16 protein-coding genes and 3 tRNA genes are annotated in these 20691 nt (G+C 67.3%); 14 read left to right on the top strand and 5 right to left on the bottom strand.

What is annotated here, in order from left to right; translation table 11 throughout:
* Positions 1–110 precede the first annotated feature (110 nt).
* Together NS4_RS18255 and NS4_RS18250 are read left to right on the top strand one after the other, a co-directional pair.
* Positions 111–183 (top strand) — tRNA-Lys (locus tag NS4_RS18255).
* Between the two features lie 176 nt (positions 184–359).
* Positions 360–1697, top strand: a complete 1338-nt coding sequence (locus NS4_RS18250) for an MFS transporter (RefSeq protein ID WP_063060738.1) — start codon at positions 360–362, stop codon at positions 1695–1697.
* A gap of 15 nt (positions 1698–1712) precedes the next feature.
* On the opposite strand, the gene NS4_RS18245 is transcribed toward NS4_RS18250, so the two are convergent.
* Positions 1713–2321, bottom strand: coding sequence for a TetR family transcriptional regulator (locus tag NS4_RS18245; protein WP_245665509.1), 609 nt, complete (start codon positions 2319–2321; stop codon positions 1713–1715).
* 176 nt (positions 2322–2497) lie between these two features.
* Here NS4_RS18245 and NS4_RS18240 point away from each other — a divergent pair, with 176 nt between their 5' ends.
* The 6 genes from NS4_RS18240 (at position 2498) to NS4_RS18215 (ending at position 7542) form a co-directional block, all read left to right on the top strand.
* Positions 2498–3556 carry a ferredoxin reductase gene (locus tag NS4_RS18240; RefSeq protein ID WP_063060736.1) on the top strand — a complete coding sequence of 353 codons (1059 nt, stop codon included), beginning with the start codon at positions 2498–2500 and terminating at the stop codon, positions 3554–3556.
* Positions 3557–3581: 25 nt separating this feature from the next.
* On the top strand, positions 3582–4766 hold the full coding sequence (locus NS4_RS18235; protein ID WP_063060735.1) for a fatty acid desaturase family protein: 1185 nt from the start codon (positions 3582–3584) through the stop codon (positions 4764–4766).
* On the top strand, positions 4766–5125 hold the full coding sequence (locus NS4_RS18230; RefSeq protein ID WP_063060734.1) for a hypothetical protein: 360 nt from the start codon (positions 4766–4768) through the stop codon (positions 5123–5125). The genes NS4_RS18235 and NS4_RS18230 overlap by 1 nt, the downstream gene beginning before the upstream one ends.
* A 68-nt stretch (positions 5126–5193) precedes the next feature.
* The gene (locus NS4_RS18225; RefSeq protein ID WP_063060733.1) at positions 5194–5511 is read left to right on the top strand and encodes a hypothetical protein; all 318 of its coding nucleotides are present in this window, start codon (positions 5194–5196) and stop codon (positions 5509–5511) included.
* Positions 5512–5620: 109 nt separating this feature from the next.
* Positions 5621–6670 carry a mechanosensitive ion channel family protein gene (locus NS4_RS18220; RefSeq protein ID WP_063060732.1) on the top strand — a complete coding sequence of 350 codons (1050 nt, stop codon included), beginning with the start codon at positions 5621–5623 and terminating at the stop codon, positions 6668–6670.
* Positions 6671–6834: 164 nt separating this feature from the next.
* The gene (locus NS4_RS18215) at positions 6835–7542 is read left to right on the top strand and encodes a DUF4389 domain-containing protein (RefSeq protein WP_063060731.1); all 708 of its coding nucleotides are present in this window, start codon (positions 6835–6837) and stop codon (positions 7540–7542) included.
* A gap of 59 nt (positions 7543–7601) precedes the next feature.
* On the opposite strand, the gene NS4_RS18210 is transcribed toward NS4_RS18215, so the two are convergent.
* The 4 genes from NS4_RS18210 to NS4_RS18195 all read right to left on the bottom strand — a co-directional run bounded on the left by NS4_RS18210 (position 7602) and on the right by NS4_RS18195 (position 9606).
* Positions 7602–7674: transfer RNA gene (locus NS4_RS18210), tRNA-His, on the bottom strand.
* Positions 7675–7762: 88 nt separating this feature from the next.
* Positions 7763–8404: an oligoribonuclease gene (orn, locus tag NS4_RS18205; RefSeq protein WP_063060840.1), complete on the bottom strand. Its 642-nt coding sequence runs from the start codon at positions 8402–8404 to the stop codon at positions 7763–7765.
* Positions 8405–8486: 82 nt separating this feature from the next.
* The gene (cmrA, locus tag NS4_RS18200; RefSeq protein ID WP_063060730.1) at positions 8487–9290 is read right to left on the bottom strand and encodes a mycolate reductase; all 804 of its coding nucleotides are present in this window, start codon (positions 9288–9290) and stop codon (positions 8487–8489) included.
* A 242-nt stretch (positions 9291–9532) separates the two neighbouring features.
* Positions 9533–9606 (bottom strand) — tRNA-Arg (locus NS4_RS18195).
* A 135-nt stretch (positions 9607–9741) separates the two neighbouring features.
* Between NS4_RS18195 and NS4_RS18190 the strand changes: the two genes are divergently transcribed.
* The 6 genes from NS4_RS18190 to NS4_RS18165 all read left to right on the top strand — a co-directional run.
* Positions 9742–11781 (top strand): bifunctional copper resistance protein CopD/cytochrome c oxidase assembly protein, encoded by a 2040-nt coding sequence (locus NS4_RS18190; RefSeq protein ID WP_063060729.1) that lies wholly within the window; start codon positions 9742–9744, stop codon positions 11779–11781.
* A complete protein-coding gene (locus NS4_RS18185; RefSeq protein WP_063060728.1) occupies positions 11782–12750 on the top strand; it encodes a threonine/serine dehydratase in 969 nt (322 codons plus the stop codon).
* A 101-nt stretch (positions 12751–12851) separates the two neighbouring features.
* Positions 12852–15629, top strand: coding sequence for a helix-turn-helix transcriptional regulator (locus NS4_RS18180; RefSeq protein ID WP_063060727.1), 2778 nt, complete (start codon positions 12852–12854; stop codon positions 15627–15629).
* 137 nt (positions 15630–15766) lie between these two features.
* Complete coding sequence (locus NS4_RS18175; RefSeq protein ID WP_084487475.1) at positions 15767–16267, top strand: single-stranded DNA-binding protein; 501 nt, start codon at positions 15767–15769, stop codon at positions 16265–16267.
* Positions 16268–16302: 35 nt separating this feature from the next.
* Positions 16303–17979, top strand: coding sequence for an energy-dependent translational throttle protein EttA (ettA, locus tag NS4_RS18170; RefSeq protein ID WP_063060726.1), 1677 nt, complete (start codon positions 16303–16305; stop codon positions 17977–17979).
* A 93-nt stretch (positions 17980–18072) separates the two neighbouring features.
* Positions 18073–20691: NAD-glutamate dehydrogenase domain-containing protein (locus NS4_RS18165; RefSeq protein WP_174552108.1), on the top strand; the 2619-nt coding region annotated here is incomplete at its 3' end.

Below are 20691 nucleotides of genomic sequence, written 5' to 3'. Positions count from 1 at the left end.
GGCGCCGGTCGTTACGGTGTCGGCCGGCTCACACCCGCCCGACGGGATATCGATTTCACTTCTGCGGCCCGAGCCTGTTAATGTCTGTCCCGCACCGCACAGCGGAGCACGCGCCATTAGCTCAATTGGCAGAGCAGCTGACTCTTAATCAGCGGGTTCGGGGTTCGAGTCCCTGATGGCGCACTTCGAGTCGAAAGACATTCTCCGACTATAGGGTTGCGGTCCGCGCCCGTACATTCTGCGGACCCAGACGTGATCAACCCGCTATCTCGCCGTATTTCGACCGTGGCTGCGGCCCGGTCACCGGCTCGTCGGCGGTAGCCCGGCCGGTGCGTCGTGAATCCATTAGGGTGCGCGGTATGAGCGAGGCGGACGCGCGGGCGGGGCGCGGGCAGGTGGTCGCATGGGGGCTGTGGGACTGGGGGTCGGCCGCGTTCAACGCCGTGATCACCACGTTCGTCTTCGCGGTGTACCTCACCGACAGCGTCGGCGAGGATCTTCCGGGCGATATTTCCGCCAGTGCCTGGCTGGGGTGGGCCCTCGGACTCGCCGGACTGGTCGTCGCGCTGACCGCGCCGGTCACCGGTCAACGGTTCGACGCGACCGCGAATCGCAAACGTTCGCTCGCCATCATGACCGCCGTCGTCGTGGTGCTGACGGCGGCGATGTTCTTCGTCCGAGACCAGTACTCCTACCTGTGGCTCGGGCTGGTGCTGCTCGCGCTGGGGTCGGTGTTCCTCGAGCTCTCGACGGTGCCCTACAACGCGATGCTGCGTCAGGTGTCCACCCCCGCGACGCTGGGCCGGGTGTCCGGATTCGGCTGGGCCATGGGCTACTTCGGCGGTATCTTCCTGCTGCTGATCTGCTATTTCGGGTTCATCGCCGGCGACGGCCCGGAACGCGGGCTGCTCGGGGTGAGCACCGAGGACGGGCTGAACATCCGGCTGGTCGTCCTGCTGGCCGCCGTCTGGTTCGGCGTGTTCGCGCTGCCGGTGCTGTTCGCGGTGCCGGAGGTGCCGCGCACCCGGGCCGATCCCGGGGCGGCGAGCGCGGGACTGCTCGGCTCCTACCGGGTGTTGTGGCGCGACCTGAAAGAACTGTGGGCGCTCGACCGCACCGTGATCTGGTTCCTGCTGGCCAGCGCGATCTTCCGGGACGGCCTGGCCGGTGTCTTCGCGTTCGGTGCGGTGCTGGCAGTACAGGTGTACGAGATCAGCGAATCCGATGTGCTGCTCTTCGGTATCGCGGCCAATGTCGTCGCGGCGGTCGGGGCGGTCGTGGCCGGCCGGTTCGACGATACGGTCGGGCCGAAACGGGTGATCGCGGTATCGCTGCTGTCCGCGGTGGTGTGCGGTGCGGTGCTGCTGCTGGTGTCGGGCGCCGTGATGTTCTGGATCTTCGGCCTGGCGCTGACGCTGTTCGTCGGCCCGGCGCAGGCGTCGGCGCGGTCCTTCCTCACCCGGCTGACACCACCTGGGCGGGAGGGGCAGCTGTTCGGTCTCTACACCACGACCGGGCGCGCCGCCTCATTCCTCGCGCCCACCCTGTTCGGTCTGTTCGTCTGGGGTTTCGGGGCGGACCGGGCCGGTATCGGCGGTCTGCTGGTGGTGCTGGGCGCAGGGCTCGTCGCCCTGCTGTTCGTACCGGCTCCGGACGCTTCGAGCAGCAAAGAGCCGGCGCGGACACCTGTCGTCTGACGGGGTCCGGCGCGCTCAGGGTTTCCAGGCGCCCATCCCGAGGGCGATGAGCCGGATCTGCTGGATCGTGCGGTCGATCACCGGTTGTTCCGCGCGCGCGGTGGCGCCCACATAGTCGGCGATCCCCTCGATCACGGTGGACACCAGCAGGTCGGCGGCGACTTCCAGATCACCCGGCGACCAGTCGTCCAGGGCCGGGACGCGGGACAGGTCCGCTACCAGTTCGCGCACGATCAGTTGTAGTTCGAGCGCGATGGCCGAACGCAGTGCCGGGCTGCCGCCGCGCTGTTCCCGGATCAGGAACCCGTACAACTCCCGCTTCTGGGTGACTTCACCGAAGACGAACCGCACCGTTTCCGAGAGCCGGGCATCGGGAGTGCGGCGTAGCTGCCGCAGCGCCAGTCGTAGTGCCTGGACGCCCTCGTCCACCAGGGTGGCGCCGAGGTCGTCCAGGGAGTCGAAATGCCGATAGAAGGCGGTGGGGACGATACCGGCCGAGCGGGCGATCTCGCGCAGGCTCAGCGCCCCGAAACCGCGTTCCGCGGCCAAGGCCAGCGTGCCGGCGAGCAGGGCCTGCCGGGTGCGCTCTTTGCGCTCGACGCGGCTCGCTCCCTGATCGGTCATTTCAGTGAGCATACAGCCGTTCACCATTCACCCATCTCCCTCTTGTCGTCCGCGTCACACCGATTACTGGTTGACAGTTCCGGCGGGGTATCCGGCACACTAGTTGAGTGTACAGGCGTACACCGAAATAGATTCCACCTCGTGACATGACCGACAGATAGGGACGGAGAACTCCCATGGTGGCCCTCCTCGATCTGGTGCAGACCCTGACCACTCCGCATCCGGTGGACCGGTACCTGGAACTGGTACAGCCGATGCTGACCGTCCGCGATATGCGGGCCCGCATCGTCGACGTGGACCGTTCGGTTCCGGGAACGCTCTCGCTGGGTCTGCGCCCGACCCGGCAGTGGGACGGGCTGCGCGCGGGACAGTTCCTGCAGCTGGGCGTGGTGATCGACGGCGTGCGCCACCTGCGCTGCTATTCGCCGGTGAACTCCCAGCACGATCGCCGCCGCCGCCTCGACCTGACCCTGCGGGTGCATCCGCACGGGCTGGTGTCGCGGTACCTGCACGAACACGCGCGCCCCGGCATGATCGTGGACCTCGAGCCGGCCTCCGGGGTCTTCCATCTCCCGGACCGGCGACCCGAGCGGGTGCTGCTGATCAGCGGTGGCAGCGGGATCACGCCGGTGCTGTCCATGCTGCGCACCCTCGTCGACGAGCAGTACTCCGGCGAGGTGGTCTTCCTGCACTACGCACGCTCGCCGGAACTGGTGCCCCACCGCGCCGAACTCGCCGAAATCGCCGGCGCCCACCCGAATATGGCGGTCGAGCTGCGCTACCCGGAACGGGACGGCCGGGGTTTCGATCACGACGAACTCGCGCGGGTGGCGCCGTGGTTCGCCGACGCGCAGACCTATCTGTGCGGTCCGCCGCCGCTGATGGATTCGGTGCGTGCGGTCTACGCGGAGGAGAACCTCGGTGAACGTCTGCACACCGAAGAGTTCGTCGCCACCGCGGCGCCGGTGGACAGCGCGGACGTGGAGGGGACCACGACCTTCTCCGCCAGCGGCGTCACCGCGGAGAACACCGGGTCGTCCCTACTGGAGCAGGCCGAGGGCGCCGGCCTCAGCCCGGAATTCGGCTGCCGGATGGGCATCTGCTTCTCCTGCACCTCGGTGCGGCGCAGCGGGTGCACCCGCAATCTGCGCACCGGGGAGCTGGAATCCGACCCCGACCAGCCGATCCAACTCTGCGTCCAGGCCGCGGTCGGCGACGTGGACATCGAAATCTGACATCTGAGACGAAGGGGAGAAACAGATGACCATCCTCACCGAGACCAAGGACGGACCGCTGGTCCTCTCGCCCGATCAGGTCGAGGAGATCGGCCGCACCCTCGACGCGCTGCGCGACCGGATCGTCGCCGATCTGGGCGAACGCGACCGCCAGTACATCTACGACATCATCAAGGCGCAGCGCGGATTCGAGATCGCCGGGCGCGGTTTGATGTACCTGGGATTCCTGCCCCCGTTCTGGCTGGCCGGCGTGGCCGCGCTGAGCGTGTCGAAGATCCTCGACAATATGGAGATCGGCCACAACGTCATGCACGGCCAGTACGATTGGATGCGTGAACCGGGCCTGAACTCACGGGTCTTCGAATGGGATACCGTCTGCCCGGCGGACCAGTGGAAGCATTCGCACAATTACATGCACCACACCTACACCAACATCCACGGTCGCGACCGGGATATCGGCTACGGCGTGCTACGGATGGACGACGAACAGGACTGGCACCCGTACTACCTGGGCAACCCGCTCTACGCCTTCCTGCTGATGGTCTTCTTCGAATGGGGCGTGATGCTGCACGACCTCGAGGCGGACAACATCGTCAAGGGCAAGCGCAGCTGGTCCGACCTCAAACCGCTGATCAAGGGGCAGCTCCGTAAATCGGGACGCCAGGTCCTCAAGGACTACGTGGCCTTCCCGCTGCTGACCGGCCCCCTGTTCCTGTCCACTCTCGCCGGGAACGCGACGGCGAATCTGGTGCGCAACCTGTGGGCCTACTCCATCATCTTCTGCGGGCACTTCCCGTCCGGTGTGCAGACGTTCACCGAAGAGGAGACTGCCGAGGAGACCCGCGGCGAATGGTATGTCCGGCAGATGCTCGGCTCGGCCAATATCTCCGGCAGCCCGCTGTTCCACATCATGTCCGGCAACCTTTCGCACCAGATCGAGCACCACCTGTTCCCGGATCTGCCGGCCAACCGGTATCCGGAGATCGCGCCGGAGGTGCGCGCGCTGTGCGAGAAGTTCGGGCTCCCCTACAACACCGGACCGCTGGGCAAGCAGATCGGTTCGGTATGGGCCAAGATCTTCCAACTGGCGCTGCCGCCGCGGTTGACGGAGTCCCGGATCGCCCGTTTCCTGCCCGCTGTGCTGCGGAAACAGCCCGCCCCCGGTGTTATCGTGATGCGTCAGCAGAGTCCTACCGAAGCGGGCGTGTGATGATCGGCAAATTCGAGGCCAACAAGGATCTCATCCAGGAACTCACCACGTCGGGGGCGCGCCGGGTCGGCAATATCGCGAGCATCATCACCGGCACGGTCTCGGAGGTGACCCGGGAGATCGGCGAATGGATCACCGACGCCATCGAGATGAACGAGGCCGCCGCCGCGGCCAAGCGCGACGCCGCCGAGCGTGACGCCGGGGCCGAGGCGAATAAGGGCGACGGCGATATCCGCGCAAGAGAGGCGGGGCGGGACTCGGCGGGCACCCCGCCGGTCCAGGAGGGCGGTGTCGTGCCGGCCGCCGAGATCGTCGACGCCGAGACCGTCGATCCCGGTCCCTCCGGCACACGTCACTGATCCGATCCGCCAAACCGCTCGGTGGGACAACTCACACCGAGCGGTTATCCATGGGCTAACCTCGGCTCGTGCCCGCCTATGTCTCCTCGCCGGAGCTGACCTTCGGTTTCCTGTTCGCGCTGGAGGATCCCGAGCGGATCGCGGAGATGGTGCGCGACCTGATGGAACGCAAAACCGTCTCCATCTTCCGGCTGGCCCGGCTGTCCGACGACGACGGGCCGCCGGAGCGCTATGTCGTGAACTGGGCGGCCATCCCGCAGATCTCCATCACCACCACCGCGCCCGACCCGGCCGAACTGAGGGCAGACCAGGTGATGCTGGTCAACGCGTTCCTCGGCGACACGGGCGAGATCCGGCTGTACTCGCAGGGGAGTGCGCCGCAGTAGCCACAGAGCGCTCCGTGAGATCCCCGTGACTGGTGGTGATCCGCCGTTATCGAACTGTAGCCTTGTTCGGGGGATCTGAACGAGCGATGGGTAGCAAGGAGTGGGCGCAGTGGAGAACGTGATACGGCTGCTGATCGTATTCGGGGGCACGCTGGCCGTGACCGTCGCCCTCGGCTGGGCGATCGACCGCGGCCTTCGATACTGGTCGGCCCGGCACCCCAAGACCACCATTCCCGGTCTGCTGCGGCGCATCCAATTACCGCTGCAGTTGTTCCTGGGCTTCGCCGCACTCCGGATCACCTACCCGCTGGCCGATCTGAATCTGCGCCAGGACACGGTGATCCTCAGTGTGCTTGCCTCCATGGTCACCATGTCGGCGGTCTGGCTGGTGGTCCGGATAGCCGACGCGGTGGCCGACGGGCTGCTGAACAGCTACTCCCGCCGGGCCCGCGACCCTCGCCGGGTACGCCAGCTCAACACCCAGTTCACGCTGATCCGCCGGATCACGACCGCGTTGCTCGCGGTCGCGACGGCGGCGATCGCCATGCTGGTCATGTTCCCGGGGCTGCGCGTGCTGGGCACCTCGCTACTCGCCTCCGCCGGAATCATCGGCATCATCGCCGGTGTGGCGGCCCAGTCCACGCTCAGCAACCTCATGGCAGGCCTGCAGATCGCGTTCGGTGATTCGGTGAAGATCGGCGATACGGTCGTCGTCGAGGGCGAGATGGGCACCGTCGAGGAGATCACCCTGTCCTTCCTCACCGTCCGGATCTGGGACGATCGCCGGCTCACCATGCCGGTCTCGTACTTCAACAGCAAGCCGTACGAGAACTGGTCGCGCGGCGGCCCGCAGATGACCGGCACCGTATTCCTCTACCTGGACCACAGCGCCCCCGTGGCCGAGCTGCGTGAACATCTCTACGAATACCTGAGCGAGCATCCCGACTGGGACGGCCGCAGCTGGAACCTCCTGGTCACCGACAGCACCCCCACCGGTATCGAGGTCCGGGCGTCGATGACCGGACGCGATTCGGATGCGGTGTGGTCGCTGCGCTGCGCCGTGCGCGAGGAACTGATCAGCTGGCTGAACGATCAGTATCCGGGCGCGCTGCCGCGCGTGGCCGCGCTGGACACGTTCGAGAAGTCGCCGGTCAGGTAAGCCGCGCCCGGCGGGGTCGGTGGCCGGCCGAGCGGCCGGTTGATCTCGATGCCGTGTCGGTACGGCGGGAAGAGCACGAAAATGTGTGTGATAGCTCACAATTGAGGGGCGGCCGAGCCGGTTGGGTCGGCCGGGCCAGCACCCTCGAAGGAGCGTTGATCACAATGCCTGCTCCCGCCGGTTACCCGGTCCGAGTTCGCGGCGATCTGGACCCCGCGCTGTCGCGCTGGATGTGGATCGTGAAATGGCTTCTCGCCGTTCCGCACTACATAGTTCTGTTCTTCCTGCACATCGGTTATGCCGTGGTGACGGTGATCGCGTTCTTCGCGATCCTGTTCACCGGCAGATACCCTCGGGCCCTGTTCGACTACAGCGTCGGGGTCATGCGGTGGTCGTGGCGTGTCGGCTTCTATGCCTGGTCGCCGGCCGGCACCGACAGATATCCGCCGTTCTCCCTGTCCCGCGACGACGACTACGCGGCGGATCTGGACATCGACTACCCGCCCACGCTGCATCGCGGGCTGGTGCTGGTGAAATGGTGGCTGCTGGCCATTCCGCACTATCTGATCATCGGCGGTATGACCGGTGCCGCCTGGCTGGTCGACTTCGACGACGCCGACACCACGGCCAGTGCCGCGGGTATCCCGCTGATCGGTGTGCTGACCTTCGTCGCCCTCGTCGGGCTGCTGTTCGCGGCACGTTATTCGCAGGGGTTGTTCGATTTCGTGATGGGAATCAACCGGTGGATCCTGCGGGTGCAGGCCTACGGCTCGCTGCTCCGCGACGAATACCCGCCCTTCCGCCTGGATCAGGGCGCCCGCGACGAGGTGGCGCCCCCGCCCGCGGTCGATACGGGTAAAACCGAGGCCTGAGACCACTACCGGCCGAACGAAAAAGCCCGAGGACCCAATAGGGCCCTCGGGCTTTCCAGGGTGAGTGACGGGACTCGAACCCGCGACAGCCAGGATCACAACCTGGTGCTCTACCAACTGAACTACACTCACCATTTCCGGTTTTGCACCGGCGGCCTAGATAGTAGCGCGTCTACCCCTTCACAAGCCAATCGGTTACCGGTGTGCCGGTCACCGGGCCTTATCCCGGTCCGGGCGTACCGCCGTCGGCTCCTCCCGCGGGACCGGCGCTGACCTCGGCGGCGATCGCGGAGATCTCTGCCGTCGAGGGCCCCGGTGCGGGGACGAAGGCAGTGCGCCGGTAGTACTCGAGTTCCCGGATGGATTCCTGAATATCGGCGAGCGCGCGATGGGCCAGACCCTTCTCGGGCTGGCCGAAATAGATCCGCGGGTACCAGCGCCGGCACAGTTCCTTGATCGAGCTGACATCGATCATCCGATAGTGCAGGTGCGCGTCCAGCGCCGGCATGTCCCGGGCGATGAAACCGCGATCGGTGGCGATGGAATTACCGGCCAGGGGAACCATCCGGGCAGTGGGTGCGTACTGCTTCACATAGTCGAGTACCTGCTGTTCGGCCTCGGCGAGGGTGACCGTGGAGCGCCGCACTTCTTCGGTGAGGCCGGACCGTGCGTGCATCTCCGCAACCACCTCGGGCATCGCGGCGAGCGCCTCGTCGTCGGCGTGGATGACGATATCCACCCCGTCACCGAGAACGTTCAGATCGCTGTCGGTCACCAGGGCGGCCACCTCGATCAGCTTGTCGGTGACCAGGTCGAGCCCGGTCATCTCACAATCCATCCACACCACTAATTTGTCCGACACCCGCACCACCCTAATCAGCGCCGCCACCCGCCGAGCGCAATCGCCACCCGCTCCGTGTGGGAAGTCTCCGGACGGGGCCCGGTCAACCGCCGAGCTTCTTGTAGAACGCGCCCGCGATCGGCGCGGTGACCGCCCTGGGCCCGTAGTTGCCGGCGGCGCTCATACCCTTCCCGATCAGCCCGGGCACCACCCGCATCTTGTTGCGGGCCAGCGCGTCGATCGAGATCCGGGCCGTGTATTCCGAGGACACCCAGAGGAAATCGGGGACCATACGGTCGACCAGGGAGGCGTCGGCGGGATCCGGGGTTTCGGTACGCACCGGGCCCGGGGCGAGCAGGGTGATGTGTACGCCGGAACCCTTCAGCTCCCCCCGCAGCGATTCGGCGAAGGTGTTGGCGAAGGCTTTGCTCGCCGCGTAGGTGGCGTTGTTGGGAATGGGCATATTCCCGGCCGCCGAACCGCTGACCAGAATCCCGCCGGCCCGTCGTGCCAGCATCGCGGGCAGCACGGCAAGGGTCAGGTCGTGGACGGCGACGGCGTTCAACTCCAGCTGATCGCGTTCGTAGGCGGGATCGAGAGCGGACAGGGGTCCGAAGGTCGCGATCCCCGCGTTGTTGCAGAGGATCGAGATATCGCGGCCGGCGAGTTCCTCGGTGAGTGGAGCCCGCTGCGCCCGGTCGGCGAGATCGACGGCGCGGACTTCCGCGGTGATCCCGTGATCGCGAGTCAGGCGGGCGGCCAGCTCATCGAGAATCTCGCCGCGGCGCGCGACCAGGATGAGCGAATGACCCCGGCGGGCCAGTTCGGTGGCCAGTGCGGTTCCGATTCCGGACGAAGCGCCGGTCACGACGGCGCGGCTCTCGGCGGTAGGCGAAGGCAAACCCATTCCCGACACCCTAGATGGCGCTACCGCGCGTAGCCCGCCCGCAGCCCGCGCAGGGACCGGGCGAATGCACAGGTTTCGCCGAGGTGGGTGATGGTGGGTGGTGGGGGCGGTGGGTGTGCATGTGGTCGCGCACGGCCGGAGCGGAGGCGGAGGTTTCGCCTACCAGGATTACGTGTTTGGCGCTCGCCGGAGGGGGTACACCCACTCCGACTGGACCGAACAGCTCAGTCGGGTGGGTGGAGCGCCCCCGGCAGGAATCGAACCTGCGACCTAGGGATTAGAAGGCCCTTGCTCTATCCAACTGAGCTACGGAGGCAGTGGTTCCACCATGGCGGACAACGGCCGCGCTGTCCAGCTGAAAAGTGTAGCGATCGCCCTGATCGTCTTATTCGGGCTGCCCGGAAACAGCCCCGGCGGGCCGAACGGTGCCCGTCGAACTACTCTCGAACCTATGTCGTCAGCCCAGGCTCCCGCCGCCGAACCCGCTACAAAGGCCGGTCGGCCCAGTGGCTCGGCGGTCGTCCCGGCGGTGCTGACCGTGTTCGCCGCGGCGCTCGCCGCATTGGTATCGATGCTGGTGGTGGGCCTGTCTGCCGCCCAGGCGCTGAGCTTGCTGGGTATTCCCGATCCCGGTCCGCTGACCACCTACGGTCTGCCCGCGGTCCGGGCCCTGGCGGATCTCTTCGCGGCATTCACGGTGGGGTCGCTGCTCTTGGCGGCTTTTCTCGTGCCGCCGCAGCGTGGGGGTCTGCTCGACACGGGGGGTTACCGTGCGGTGCGGCGGGCATCGAGCTCGGCGGTGGCCTGGGCGGTATGCGCCGCGCTCCTGGTACCACTGACCGTTTCCGACAGCACCGGCCGGCCGGTCACCGAGATCCTGGCCCCTCAGGATTTGTGGGGGGTGGCCGGCGAGATCGAACTCGCCGGTACCTGGCGGCTGACCGCGATCGGAGCTCTACTGCTGGCGATCGCCTGCCGGCTGGCCCTGCGCTGGGGCTGGACGCCGGTGCTGTTCGGCGCGTCGGTCGCGGTGATGATGCCGCTGGCGCTGACCGGGCATTCCGCATCCGGCGGCGCCCACGATGTGGCCACCAACAGTCTGATCCTGCACCTCGTCGCCGCGGCGGTCTGGGTCGGTGGACTCGGCGCGCTGCTGGCCCATGTGCTGAGCGACGGCACTCATACGGCGCTGGCGGCACGACGTTTTTCCGGGGTGGCCCTGGTGTCCTTCGTGGTGCTGGCGGTCAGCGGCGTGGCCAACTCGTGGGTGCGGGTGCCCTGGGGCGAGCTGTTCACCAGTACCTACGGCCGGCTGGTGCTGGCCAAGGCCGCCGCCCTGGTAATCCTCGGCGTCTTCGGCTGGTTCCAGCGGCGCGCGGCGCTCCCGGCGCTGGCCGCCGATCCCGGCGACCGGCGCGCGCTCATCCGTTTCGCGAGTGTCGAGCTGCTCGTCTTCGCCGCGACCATGGGCTTGGCGGTGGGACTGGGCCGGACCCCGCCGCCCGCGCCGACGAGCGTGCCCACCCCGATGGAGGTCGAACTCGGCTACAACCTGGACGGGCCCCCCACAGTGGCGCGGCTGCTCTTCGACTGGCGTTTCGACCTGATCTTCGGCACGCTCGCCGTCGTGCTGGCAGTGCTCTATCTGCTGGGCGTGCGGCGGTTGCGGGCGCGCGGTGACGTCTGGCCGGCCGGCCGGACCGTCGCGTGGCTGCTCGGCTGTGCTGTGTTGCTGTTCACGACCTCCTCGGGCGTCGGCAGGTACGCGCCCGCCATGTTCAGCGTGCATATGGGCGCGCATATGGCGCTGTCGATGCTGACCCCGATCCTGCTGGCCCTCGGTGGCGTGGTCACGCTGGCGTTGCGCGCGCTGCCGCCGGCCGGTCGCGACAGCGCCCCGGGCCCCCGGGAATGGATCCTGGCGGCCGTGCACAACCCGGTCTCCCGATTCCTCACCCAGCCGATCGTGGCCTCGGTCCTGTTCGTGGCCGGTTTCTACGCGCTGTACCTGGGCGGGATCTTCGACACCTTCGCCGATTCCCATACCGCGCATCTGCTGATGAACCTGCACTTCCTGCTCAGTGGCTACCTCTTCTACTGGGTGGTGATCGGGATCGACCCCAAGCCGCGGCGGGTGGAGCCGCTGACCAGGCTGGCCATGGTGTTCGGCTCGCTGCCCTTCCACGCCTTCTTCGGGGTCGTGTTGATGGGCATGAGCACGGTGCTGGCCGGCTGGTTCTATCGCAGTCTGGACCTGGGCTGGCATATCGATCTGCTGGGCGATCAGCGCACGGGCGGCAGTCTGGCGTGGGCAACCGGTGAGGTACCGCTGGTCGTGGTGATGCTGGCGCTGCTGATCCAGTGGTCGCGCAGCGATGCGCGGCTGGCCCGGCGCACCGACCGCGCCGCCGAACGCGACGACGACGCGGAATTGGCCGCGCACAATGCCATGTTCGCCGAATTGGCCAAGCGAGATCGGGCAAGTAGGTAGATGACCGAGCAGAAAATCCCGCTGACAGCCGTGCCGCCGCTCCGACGTATCTACCGGTCGGATGTGCGGGCGGCGCGTCGGCGACTGACCGGACGTATTCGCAAGACCCCCGTCTTCCACACCGCCGTACCCGGGCCGGGCGGGCCCGTCCCGGTCACCCTGAAGCTCGAGTATCTCCAGCACGGGGGGACCTTCAAGGTGCGCGGCAGCTACAACGCGCTGCTGTCGGAACGGGTGTGTCCCGAACATGTGGTCATCGCCTCGGGCGGCAATGCGGGGATCGCGGCGGCGCTGGCAGCGGCCGGGCTGGGCAAGACCTGCACGGTGGTGGTCCCCGAATCGGCGCCGCACACCAAGGTCGCCGCCATGTGGTCGCACGGCGCCGAGGTGCGCTGGCACGGAACCACCTATGCCGAGGCCTACGAGCATGCCTGTGAGATCACCGCCGAACGTGGGGCATTGCAGCTGCACGCCTACGATCTGCCCGCGGTGGTGGCGGGGGCCGGGGTGATCGAACTGGAGATCGAGGAGCAGGTCCGTGGCCGGCCGCCGATCCTCGTCGCGGTCGGCGGCGGGGGGTTGATCGGCGGGATCGCCGCCGCCGGCGGGCGCCGCCGGGAGATAGTGGGCGTGGAGCCCGAGGGGATTCCGACGCTGAACTCCGCGCTGGCCGCCGGGAAGCCGGTCGATGTGGAGGTGTCCAGTATCACCGCTGACGCTCTGGGTGCCTCGCGGATCGGCGAGATCGCTCTCGATGTGACCCGGCGCTACGGCATACGGTCGGCGCTGGTGTCCGATGACGCGATCACCGACGCGCGGGACTTTCTGTGGCGGGAGTTCAGGATCGTCGTCGAACTGTCCGGTGCGGTGGCCCTGGCAGCGATTCTCAGCGGTGCCTATGTACCGCGTGAGGGGGAGCGGCCGGTGGTGGTCCTGTGCGGCGCGAATACCGAACTACCGGTGCTCTGACACGCTGAGCGGCGTTTCGCACCGGTGGGTGGAGGGAGATCACAGGGCTCACCTGTGGTGCGTTCAAGCATGCCCCGGTCCGAATGCTTAAACTGACGCAAGTGCAGCAATCTCTCGCGACAGTGTTCGTCGGTCGCGACACCGAGGTCGCGGCTCTGGTTTCGTGTGGACGTACCGCGGTATCGGGGCGCGGGGCTGTCGTTCTGGTGGAGGGCGAAGCCGGCATCGGCAAGACCACGCTGCTCGGTGCCGCCGCCCGGCAGTTCGCCGAACTGGGACTGCAGGTGCGGACGAGTCGCGCGAGCGAACACCAGCAGGATGTCCCGTTCGCCGCATTGGACACCTGGCTCGGCACCGGGGACCCATCCGCCGATTCCGATCCGATCCGGACCCTGCTCGACGGCGCGGAACAGGCCGGAGACGCCGCGGCCACCCACGAGTTCGCCCTCGCCGAACTCCTGCTCGAACAGATCCGCGCCTGGTGCGCCGAGCAACCTGTCGCATTGTTGCTCGACGACGTCCACTGGGCGGACCGTTCCAGTCTTGCCGTGTTGCACCGCTTGTGCACGCTCGCCGATCGGCTGCCGCTGGCGCTGGTGTTGGCGACTCGCCCCCTCCCCTCCGATCCGGCCTTCGCGGTGCTGACCGCCACGCTGACCGCCTGCGCCGCTGCCACGATCCGGCTGGGCGCGCTACCCGATGTCGCGACGGCGACCATGGTCCGGGAAATGATCGGCGCGGCGCCGCCGCCGGCGCTGTTACGCCAGGTCGCCGGAGCGTACGGGCATCCGCTGCACATCACGGAACTGGTGGCCGCGTCTTTGCTGGACGCCGGGGGCGGGAAACCCGCGACCGGTTCCGCGCCGCAGCAGGGCTCTCTGGCCGAGGCGATCTGGCACCGGGTCGAGTCGCTGTCGCGGCCGACTCGCGATCTGTTGCCCATGGCCGCGGCATTGGGCCCGAAGGTCGATGTCGTGGAACTCGCCGCAGTGCTCGACGGCCACATCATGGAAGTGTGGAGCGCGGTGACCGAGGCGACGGACGCCGGACTTCTCACCATGGTCGATTCCGAGCTCGCCTTCCGCCATGATCTGATCAGGCATGTGCTCGCGGAGCGACTACCCGCCTCCCTGCGCTCGGACCTGTTGCGCCGGGCCGGGCGGGTGCTGCAGACCACGGGCGCACCGATAGAACGGGTGGCCTATTACCTCTCGATCGGGGGCCGGGAACTCGACCCGGGGAGTCTGCAGTGGCTGCTCTCGGTATCCGACGCGCTGATCGTGCGCGCCCCGGAACTGGCAATGCGCCTGCTGACCCGCATAGTCGATACAGTCGGGCTCGATACGGCGACTCGTGCCGCCCTGATCCGGATGCGGACTCGCGCGCTGTTGTGGAACGGCCGGACCGAGCAGGCCGAGGCGACACTGCGAGTGGCGTTGCGGCACCGGCCTGAGCACGCCGACGACCCGGGGCTGCGCTGGTTGCTCGCCCAGGTGTGCCATGCCCAGGGACGATTGGCCGAGGCCGTCGGAGTAGCCGAGAACGCGCTGAACACTCTGGACCTCGACGATTCCGACGCGGCGCGTTTCCTGGGCCTGTGCGCGCTGGACAATTTCTTCCTGGAACGGTTCGCCGATGCCGAACAGGCCGGTCGGCGCGCAATCGCTCTGGGGCGGCAGTCGGGCAATTCCCTGGCCGCCGGGTACGGGCTGATGGCGCTCGGTGCCGTGCGCTACACCCAGGGGTATCTCGACGAGGCGCTGGAGATCAGTACCGAGTCGCTCACGGTATTGCAGGACGGTGCCGGCTCGGACCAGATCGATCCGTATGTGCTGTACGCGCACTGCCTGATCGAGCTCGACCGCCCGGCCGCGGCCGTGGAGGCCCTGCAGGCCGCCATCGGCCACAACCGCCGGATGCACGGGGTCTATCTGGCCCCCAACCTCCTGGCCAAAGCGCGCCTGTTCCTGCTCAATGGCCGTTGGGACGAGGCGATCGCGGAGTGCCGGGCATGCCTGGAGGCCGCCGATGTGCTCGGTTACAGCCCCGTCGCCCACAGCGTGATGGCCTTGATCGGGATGCACCGGGGCGCGCCCCCGCCCGGCGACGCGCTCGTCCCGGACGACCGCTTGGGCACCGCCGGATACGGGTACATGCAACCATGGGTCACGGCTTTGGCCCATGAGGCCAGGGGCCACCCGGAACCGGCGCTGCGGCTGCTCGTCGACACCCACGCGAAGCTCGACGCAGGTATGAGCGCCTCGACGCTGCATTACATCCTGCCCGATATCGCCCGCCTGGCCTTCGACACAGGCGAGGCGGCGGCGCTGCACGGCGCGCGAACGGCGGCCGACGAGCTGGTGGCCAGGCAGCGGACCTCGTCCCGCTCGGGTATCGCGCAGTTGTGCCGTGGGCTGGCCGACCGAGACCCCGACGCGCTTTTTGCCGCCGCGCGGGAGTTCGCGGGTTGTGATTGGCCGCTCTACGAAGCCCAGGCCTACGAAAACGCCGCGATCGTGCTGGCCGCGGGCGGTCGCGGCGCCGACGCGCGGGACGCGCTCGAATCCGCCGTCCAGCTGTACACCCGGCTGGGTGCTACGTGGGATACCGCTCGCGCAGTGGCCAGGATCCGGCGTTACGGGATCCGCCGCGGCGTGCGAGGCCCGCGTAATCGCCCGAAAACGGGCTGGGCGTCGCTGACCGATACCGAACGATCCGTTGCGGTCCAGGTGGCCGGTGGTTGCTCGAACGCTGATATCGCGGCGCACATGTTCCTGTCGCGACGGACCGTCCAATCACATGTGTCCAGCATTCTGGCCAAACTCGGCGTGCGCTCGCGGCGGGATATCGCCGCCGCCATGGCGGCCGCCGGCCGCTGAATCCGGCTGCTGCTCTTTCCACAAACGCCGGGTTGCGCGCGAATTGTCCACAGATTCGATTCGCGCTCACCAACCTCCCGCCGCACCGTCGACGATGAGTACGTCCCCGGAGTCACCGGGCGAACGGAGGGGTGGAAATGTACGAAGCAGTGGCGACCGTGGTCGGTACGGTGGTGACCGAGCCGGTGAAAAGAGAGCTGCCAGGCGGGGAGCACATGCTGAGCTTCCGGCTGGCCAGCACCGCGCGGCGGTTCGATCGTGAAACCGGTGAATGGGTGGACAACGGGACACTCTTTCTCACGGTGAGCTGCTGGCGGCGGCTGGTGGCCGGGGTGGACACGTCGATCCACCGGGGCGATCCGGTGATCGTGCACGGGCAACTGCGGTCGAACGAGTACCAGACCCGGGAGGGTGCCCAGCGACGCGATCTGGAGATGCGAGCGCATACCCTGGGGCCGGACCTCACCCGCTGCACCGCCCGGGTGGAGCGCCGACGGACCGGGCACCCGGCGACGACCGGGAATATATCCGCCGGTTCCGGCGCTGCGACTGCCCGGACGGGGGTGGTGGGGGAGAAGAACGATCCGATGGTGGAGCAGTCGGCGCGCGACGAGGAGCCCGTGAACGCCGACGTGTGAAACCGCACCGATGTTTGACGGATAGGGTGATCGCTATGGCTGAGTTCATCTACCAAATGAAGAAGGTTCGTAAGGCGCACGGCGACAAGGTCGTGCTCGACGATGTCACCTTGAACTTCCTTCCCGGCGCCAAGATCGGCGTTGTCGGTCCGAACGGCGCCGGTAAATCCAGCGTCCTGAAGATCATGGCCGGATTGGACCAGCCGAATAACGGCGAGGCCTTTCTCGCGCCGGGCGCCACGGTCGGGATCCTGCAGCAGGAGCCGCCGCTGAACGAGGAGAAGACCGTCCGCGGCAATGTCGAGGAGGGTCTCGGCGAGATAAAGGTCAAGCTCGACCGGTTCAACGAGATCGCCGAACTCATGGCCACCGATTATTCCGACGAGCTCATGGACGAAATGGGCAAATTGCAGGAGGAGCTCGACCACGCCGACGCCTGGGATCTGGACTCCCAGCTGGAGCAGGCGATGGACGCGCTGCGCTGCCCGCCGCCGGACGAGCCGGTGACCAACCTCTCCGGTGGTGAACGCCGCCGGGTGGCTCTGTGCAAACTGCTGCTCAGCAAACCCGACCTGCTGCTGCTCGACGAGCCTACCAACCATCTCGACGCCGAGAGCGTGCTCTGGCTCGAACAGTTCCTCGCGCAGTACCCGGGCGCCGTCCTGGCGGTCACCCACGACCGGTATTTCCTCGACAACGTCGCCGGCTGGATTCTCGAACTCGACCGGGGCCGGGCCATCGGCTACGAGGGCAACTACTCCACCTATCTGGAGAAGAAGGCCGAGCGGCTCGCGGTACAGGGCAAGAAGGATCAGAAGCTGCAGAAGCGGCTCAAGGACGAACTCGCCTGGGTCCGCTCGGGCGCCAAGGCACGTCAGGCGAAGAACAAGGCGCGACTGGGCCGCTACGAGGAGATGGCCGCCGAGGCGGAGAAGATGCGGAAGCTGGACTTCGAGGAGATCCAGATTCCGGCCGGCCCGCGCCTGGGCAGCGTGGTGGTCGAGGTCGAACACCTGGACAAGGGCTTCGGTGACCGCCAGCTGATCAAGGACCTGTCGTTCACTCTGCCGCGCAACGGCATCGTGGGCGTCATCGGGCCCAACGGTGTCGGTAAGACCACGCTGTTCAAGACCATTGTGGGCCTCGAGCAGCCGGACAGCGGCACGGTGAAGGTCGGCGAGACCGTCAAGCTCAGCTATGTCGACCAGTCCCGCGCCGGTATCGACCCCGGCAAGACCGTATGGCAGGTGGTTTCGGACGGGCTCGACTACATCGAAGTGGGCCAGCAGGAGATGCCGTCGCGGGCCTATGTGAGTGCTTTCGGGTTCAAAGGCCCGGACCAGCAGAAGCCGGCCGGGGTGCTCTCCGGTGGTGAACGCAACCGGTTGAACCTGGCGCTCACCCTGAAGCAGGGCGGAAACCTGATCCTGCTCGATGAGCCCACCAACGACCTCGACGTCGAAACGCTCGGGTCGCTGGAGAACGCATTGGAGCAGTTCCCGGGCTGTGCCGTGGTCATTTCCCACGACAGGTGGTTCCTGGACCGCACCTGTACGCATATCCTCGCTTGGGAAGGTGACGCCGACAACGAGGCCGCATGGTTCTGGTTCGAGGGCAACTTCGAAGCCTACGAGGCCAACAAGATCGAGCGCCTCGGCCCGGAAGCCGCACGGCCGCATCGAGTAACACATCGCAAGCTGACCCGCGGGTAACGCCGCGAGACTTTTCCCGCTGCCCGGCTTCGGGTCTACCCTCGGGGTCGGTGTCGGTGTGTCCGAGAAAAACCGGATTCAAGGGAGTGGGAAATGACGGTCTCGTCCGAATTGTCCAGTGAGGCATGGGCTGCCGAGCTGCCGGACACGCTACGCGCCGGTCTCGGTGCCTTGGAGGCCGGCTATTTCCGGCATGTCGAGACCGATGACGCCGATTGTGAGATCACCGCACCCACCCTGACCTTCCGTGCCCATCTGACACTGGCCCTGACCCGGCAACCGGGTCAGGGCCTGGTCCGGGTCCACCACCCCGACGACGGGTCCGGGCTGGGCGCCGCGGTGCAGATCGTGACCGACGATATGCCCATGCTGGTCGATTCGGTGACCGCACTCTTCGGCCGGATGGGCGCCACGATCAGCGAGGTCATCCATCCCATCTTCACGGTGGAACGGGATACCGGAGGCACCCTCACCGCGGCTCGCCTGCACGAGGCCGATCTGCGGCGCAACGGCACCGGAGACGGTCGTGAATCCTGGATCCACCTGCAACTGCACCCGGCGACGAGCGCGCAGCTGCTCGACGAGATCGCCGCCGCCGTACCGGACGTCATCAAGGACGTGCGCCAGGTGAGCAACGATACCGAGGCGATCCACGCCATCGTCGGCGAATTGGCGTCCCGGCTGGAACAGGCCGGCGATTCCGCGGCCGCGGCCGAGGCCGATATCGAACCGGCCGACTGCGCACGCCTGCTGCGGTGGCTGGCCGACGACAATTTCACCATGCTGGGATACGCGCGCTACCGGCTCGAGCCGGGCGCGGAACTGCCGATCCCGGTGGCCGATTCCGAACTGGGCGTACTGCACCCGGGTACCGCGACCGGTTTCCAGGTACCCATTACCGCGGGTGCCCGGCCGCTGCTGCGGATGACCCAGGGTCTCATCCCGGTCACCATGCAGCGCGCGGTGTACCCGTACTACATCGGCGTCGCCGATCTGGACAGCGAGGGCCGGGTCCGGGGCGAGCACCTGTTCGTCGGTGTCTTCACGGTCACCGCGCTACACGAGAACGTTTTGGACATACCGGTGGTGGGCCGACGGGTCCGCACCGCCATCACCGACAGCGGATTCGACCTCGACTCTTTCTCCGGTCAGGCCATGCTCGAAGTGATGCAGGGCTTTCCGCGCACCGAGCTGTTCTCCTCCGACGCCGCGACCCTGCGCCGGACGACCACCGCGGTACTCAATGTCGGTCTGCGGCGGCAGGTGCGCTTGTTCCTGCGGGTCGATCCCTACGGCCGGTTCGTCGCCGCCATGGTGTATCTGCCCCGTGACCGCTACACCACCGCTGTCCGCCTGGAAATGCAGGACATCCTGGTCCGGGAGCTCGGCGGCGCGTCGATCGACTACTCCGCCCGGGTGAGCGAAAGCGAACTCGCCAGCGTCTACTTCACCATCCGGATGCCGGGTGCCGACACCACCGAACCGGTGGGAGCGGCCGAGGAGATCGCCGAGGACGAACGGCGGCGGATCCAGAACCTGCTCGCCGAAGCCAGCCGCACCTGGGACGACCATCTCAACGACGCCGTGAACGCGTCGACGGTGCTCGATCCGCGGATCGTGCGCCGCTACTGCGAGGCGTTCCCCGAAGGGTACAAACAGGATTTCAGCGCCCGGCGCGCGCTGGCCGACATCGATCGCCTGGAGCGGTTGCGGCCGGGAAGTATCGATCAGCACCTGTACCGGGTGGCCGGCGCGCCGGCGGGGTCCTGGCGTTTCACCCTGTACATCGGCGGCTCCGGCATCTCGCTGAGCCAGGTACTTCCCGTCTTGCAGAGCCTCGGGGTCGAGGTGCTCGACGAACGCCCGTACCGGATCAGGCGGGAACGCGACGGCCATGACGCCGAGGAACGCTGGATCTACGATTTCGGCCTGCTGGCGAGCCATGAACTGCTGCACGGCGCCCTCGACCAGGATCTCGACGCCGAATTGCTGGAGGTGGCCCCCGATACGCTCGTGGCGCCCAAAGGTAAGGGCGCCGCCGACCGGGTGCGCGACCGGTTCACCGCCGCCTTCGACGCGCTCTGGTACGGCCGGGCCGAAGCCGACGGCCTGAACGAGCTGGTACTGCGGGCCGGACTGTCCTGGCGGGCGGTCGCTGTGCTGCGGACCTACGCCAAGTACCTGCAGCAGGCCGGTTTCCCGTACAGCCAGGTCAATATCGCCCGGGTTCTGCACACCTATCCGGATGCGGCGAAACTGTTCGCGCAGTTGTTCACCGCCCGGTTCGATCCGGACAGCCACTCCACCGAACAGGCCGCCGAGCTCGAAGAGCGCCTGCACGAGCGGATCGATCAGGTCGTGAGCCTGGACGCGGACCGTATCCTGCGGGCCATCCTCGGACTGATCCGCGCCACCCTGCGCACCAACTACTACGTCACCGATGCCGACGGCGCTCCCCGGGATTTCATCTCGGTGAAGGTGGAACCGCAGGCGATCGCCGAACTGCCGCAGCCGCGGCCGAAGTACGAGATCTTCGTGTATTCGCCGCGGGTGGAGGGTGTGCATCTGCGGTTCGGCGCGGTGGCGCGTGGTGGTTTGCGGTGGTCGGATCGGTTGGAGGATTTCCGGACCGAGATTCTGGGTCTGGTGAAGGCGCAGGCGGTGAAGAACGCGGTGATCGTGCCGGTCGGCGCGAAGGGTGGTTTCGTGGTG

It is taken from the genome of Nocardia sienata NBRC 100364 (assembly GCF_001613205.1).
In the GTDB taxonomy this organism is placed as follows: Bacteria; Actinomycetota; Actinomycetes; order Mycobacteriales; family Mycobacteriaceae; genus Nocardia; species Nocardia sienata.
Note: the sequence above shows the minus strand (reverse complement) of the source record. Positions and strands in the feature narration are given on the sequence as shown.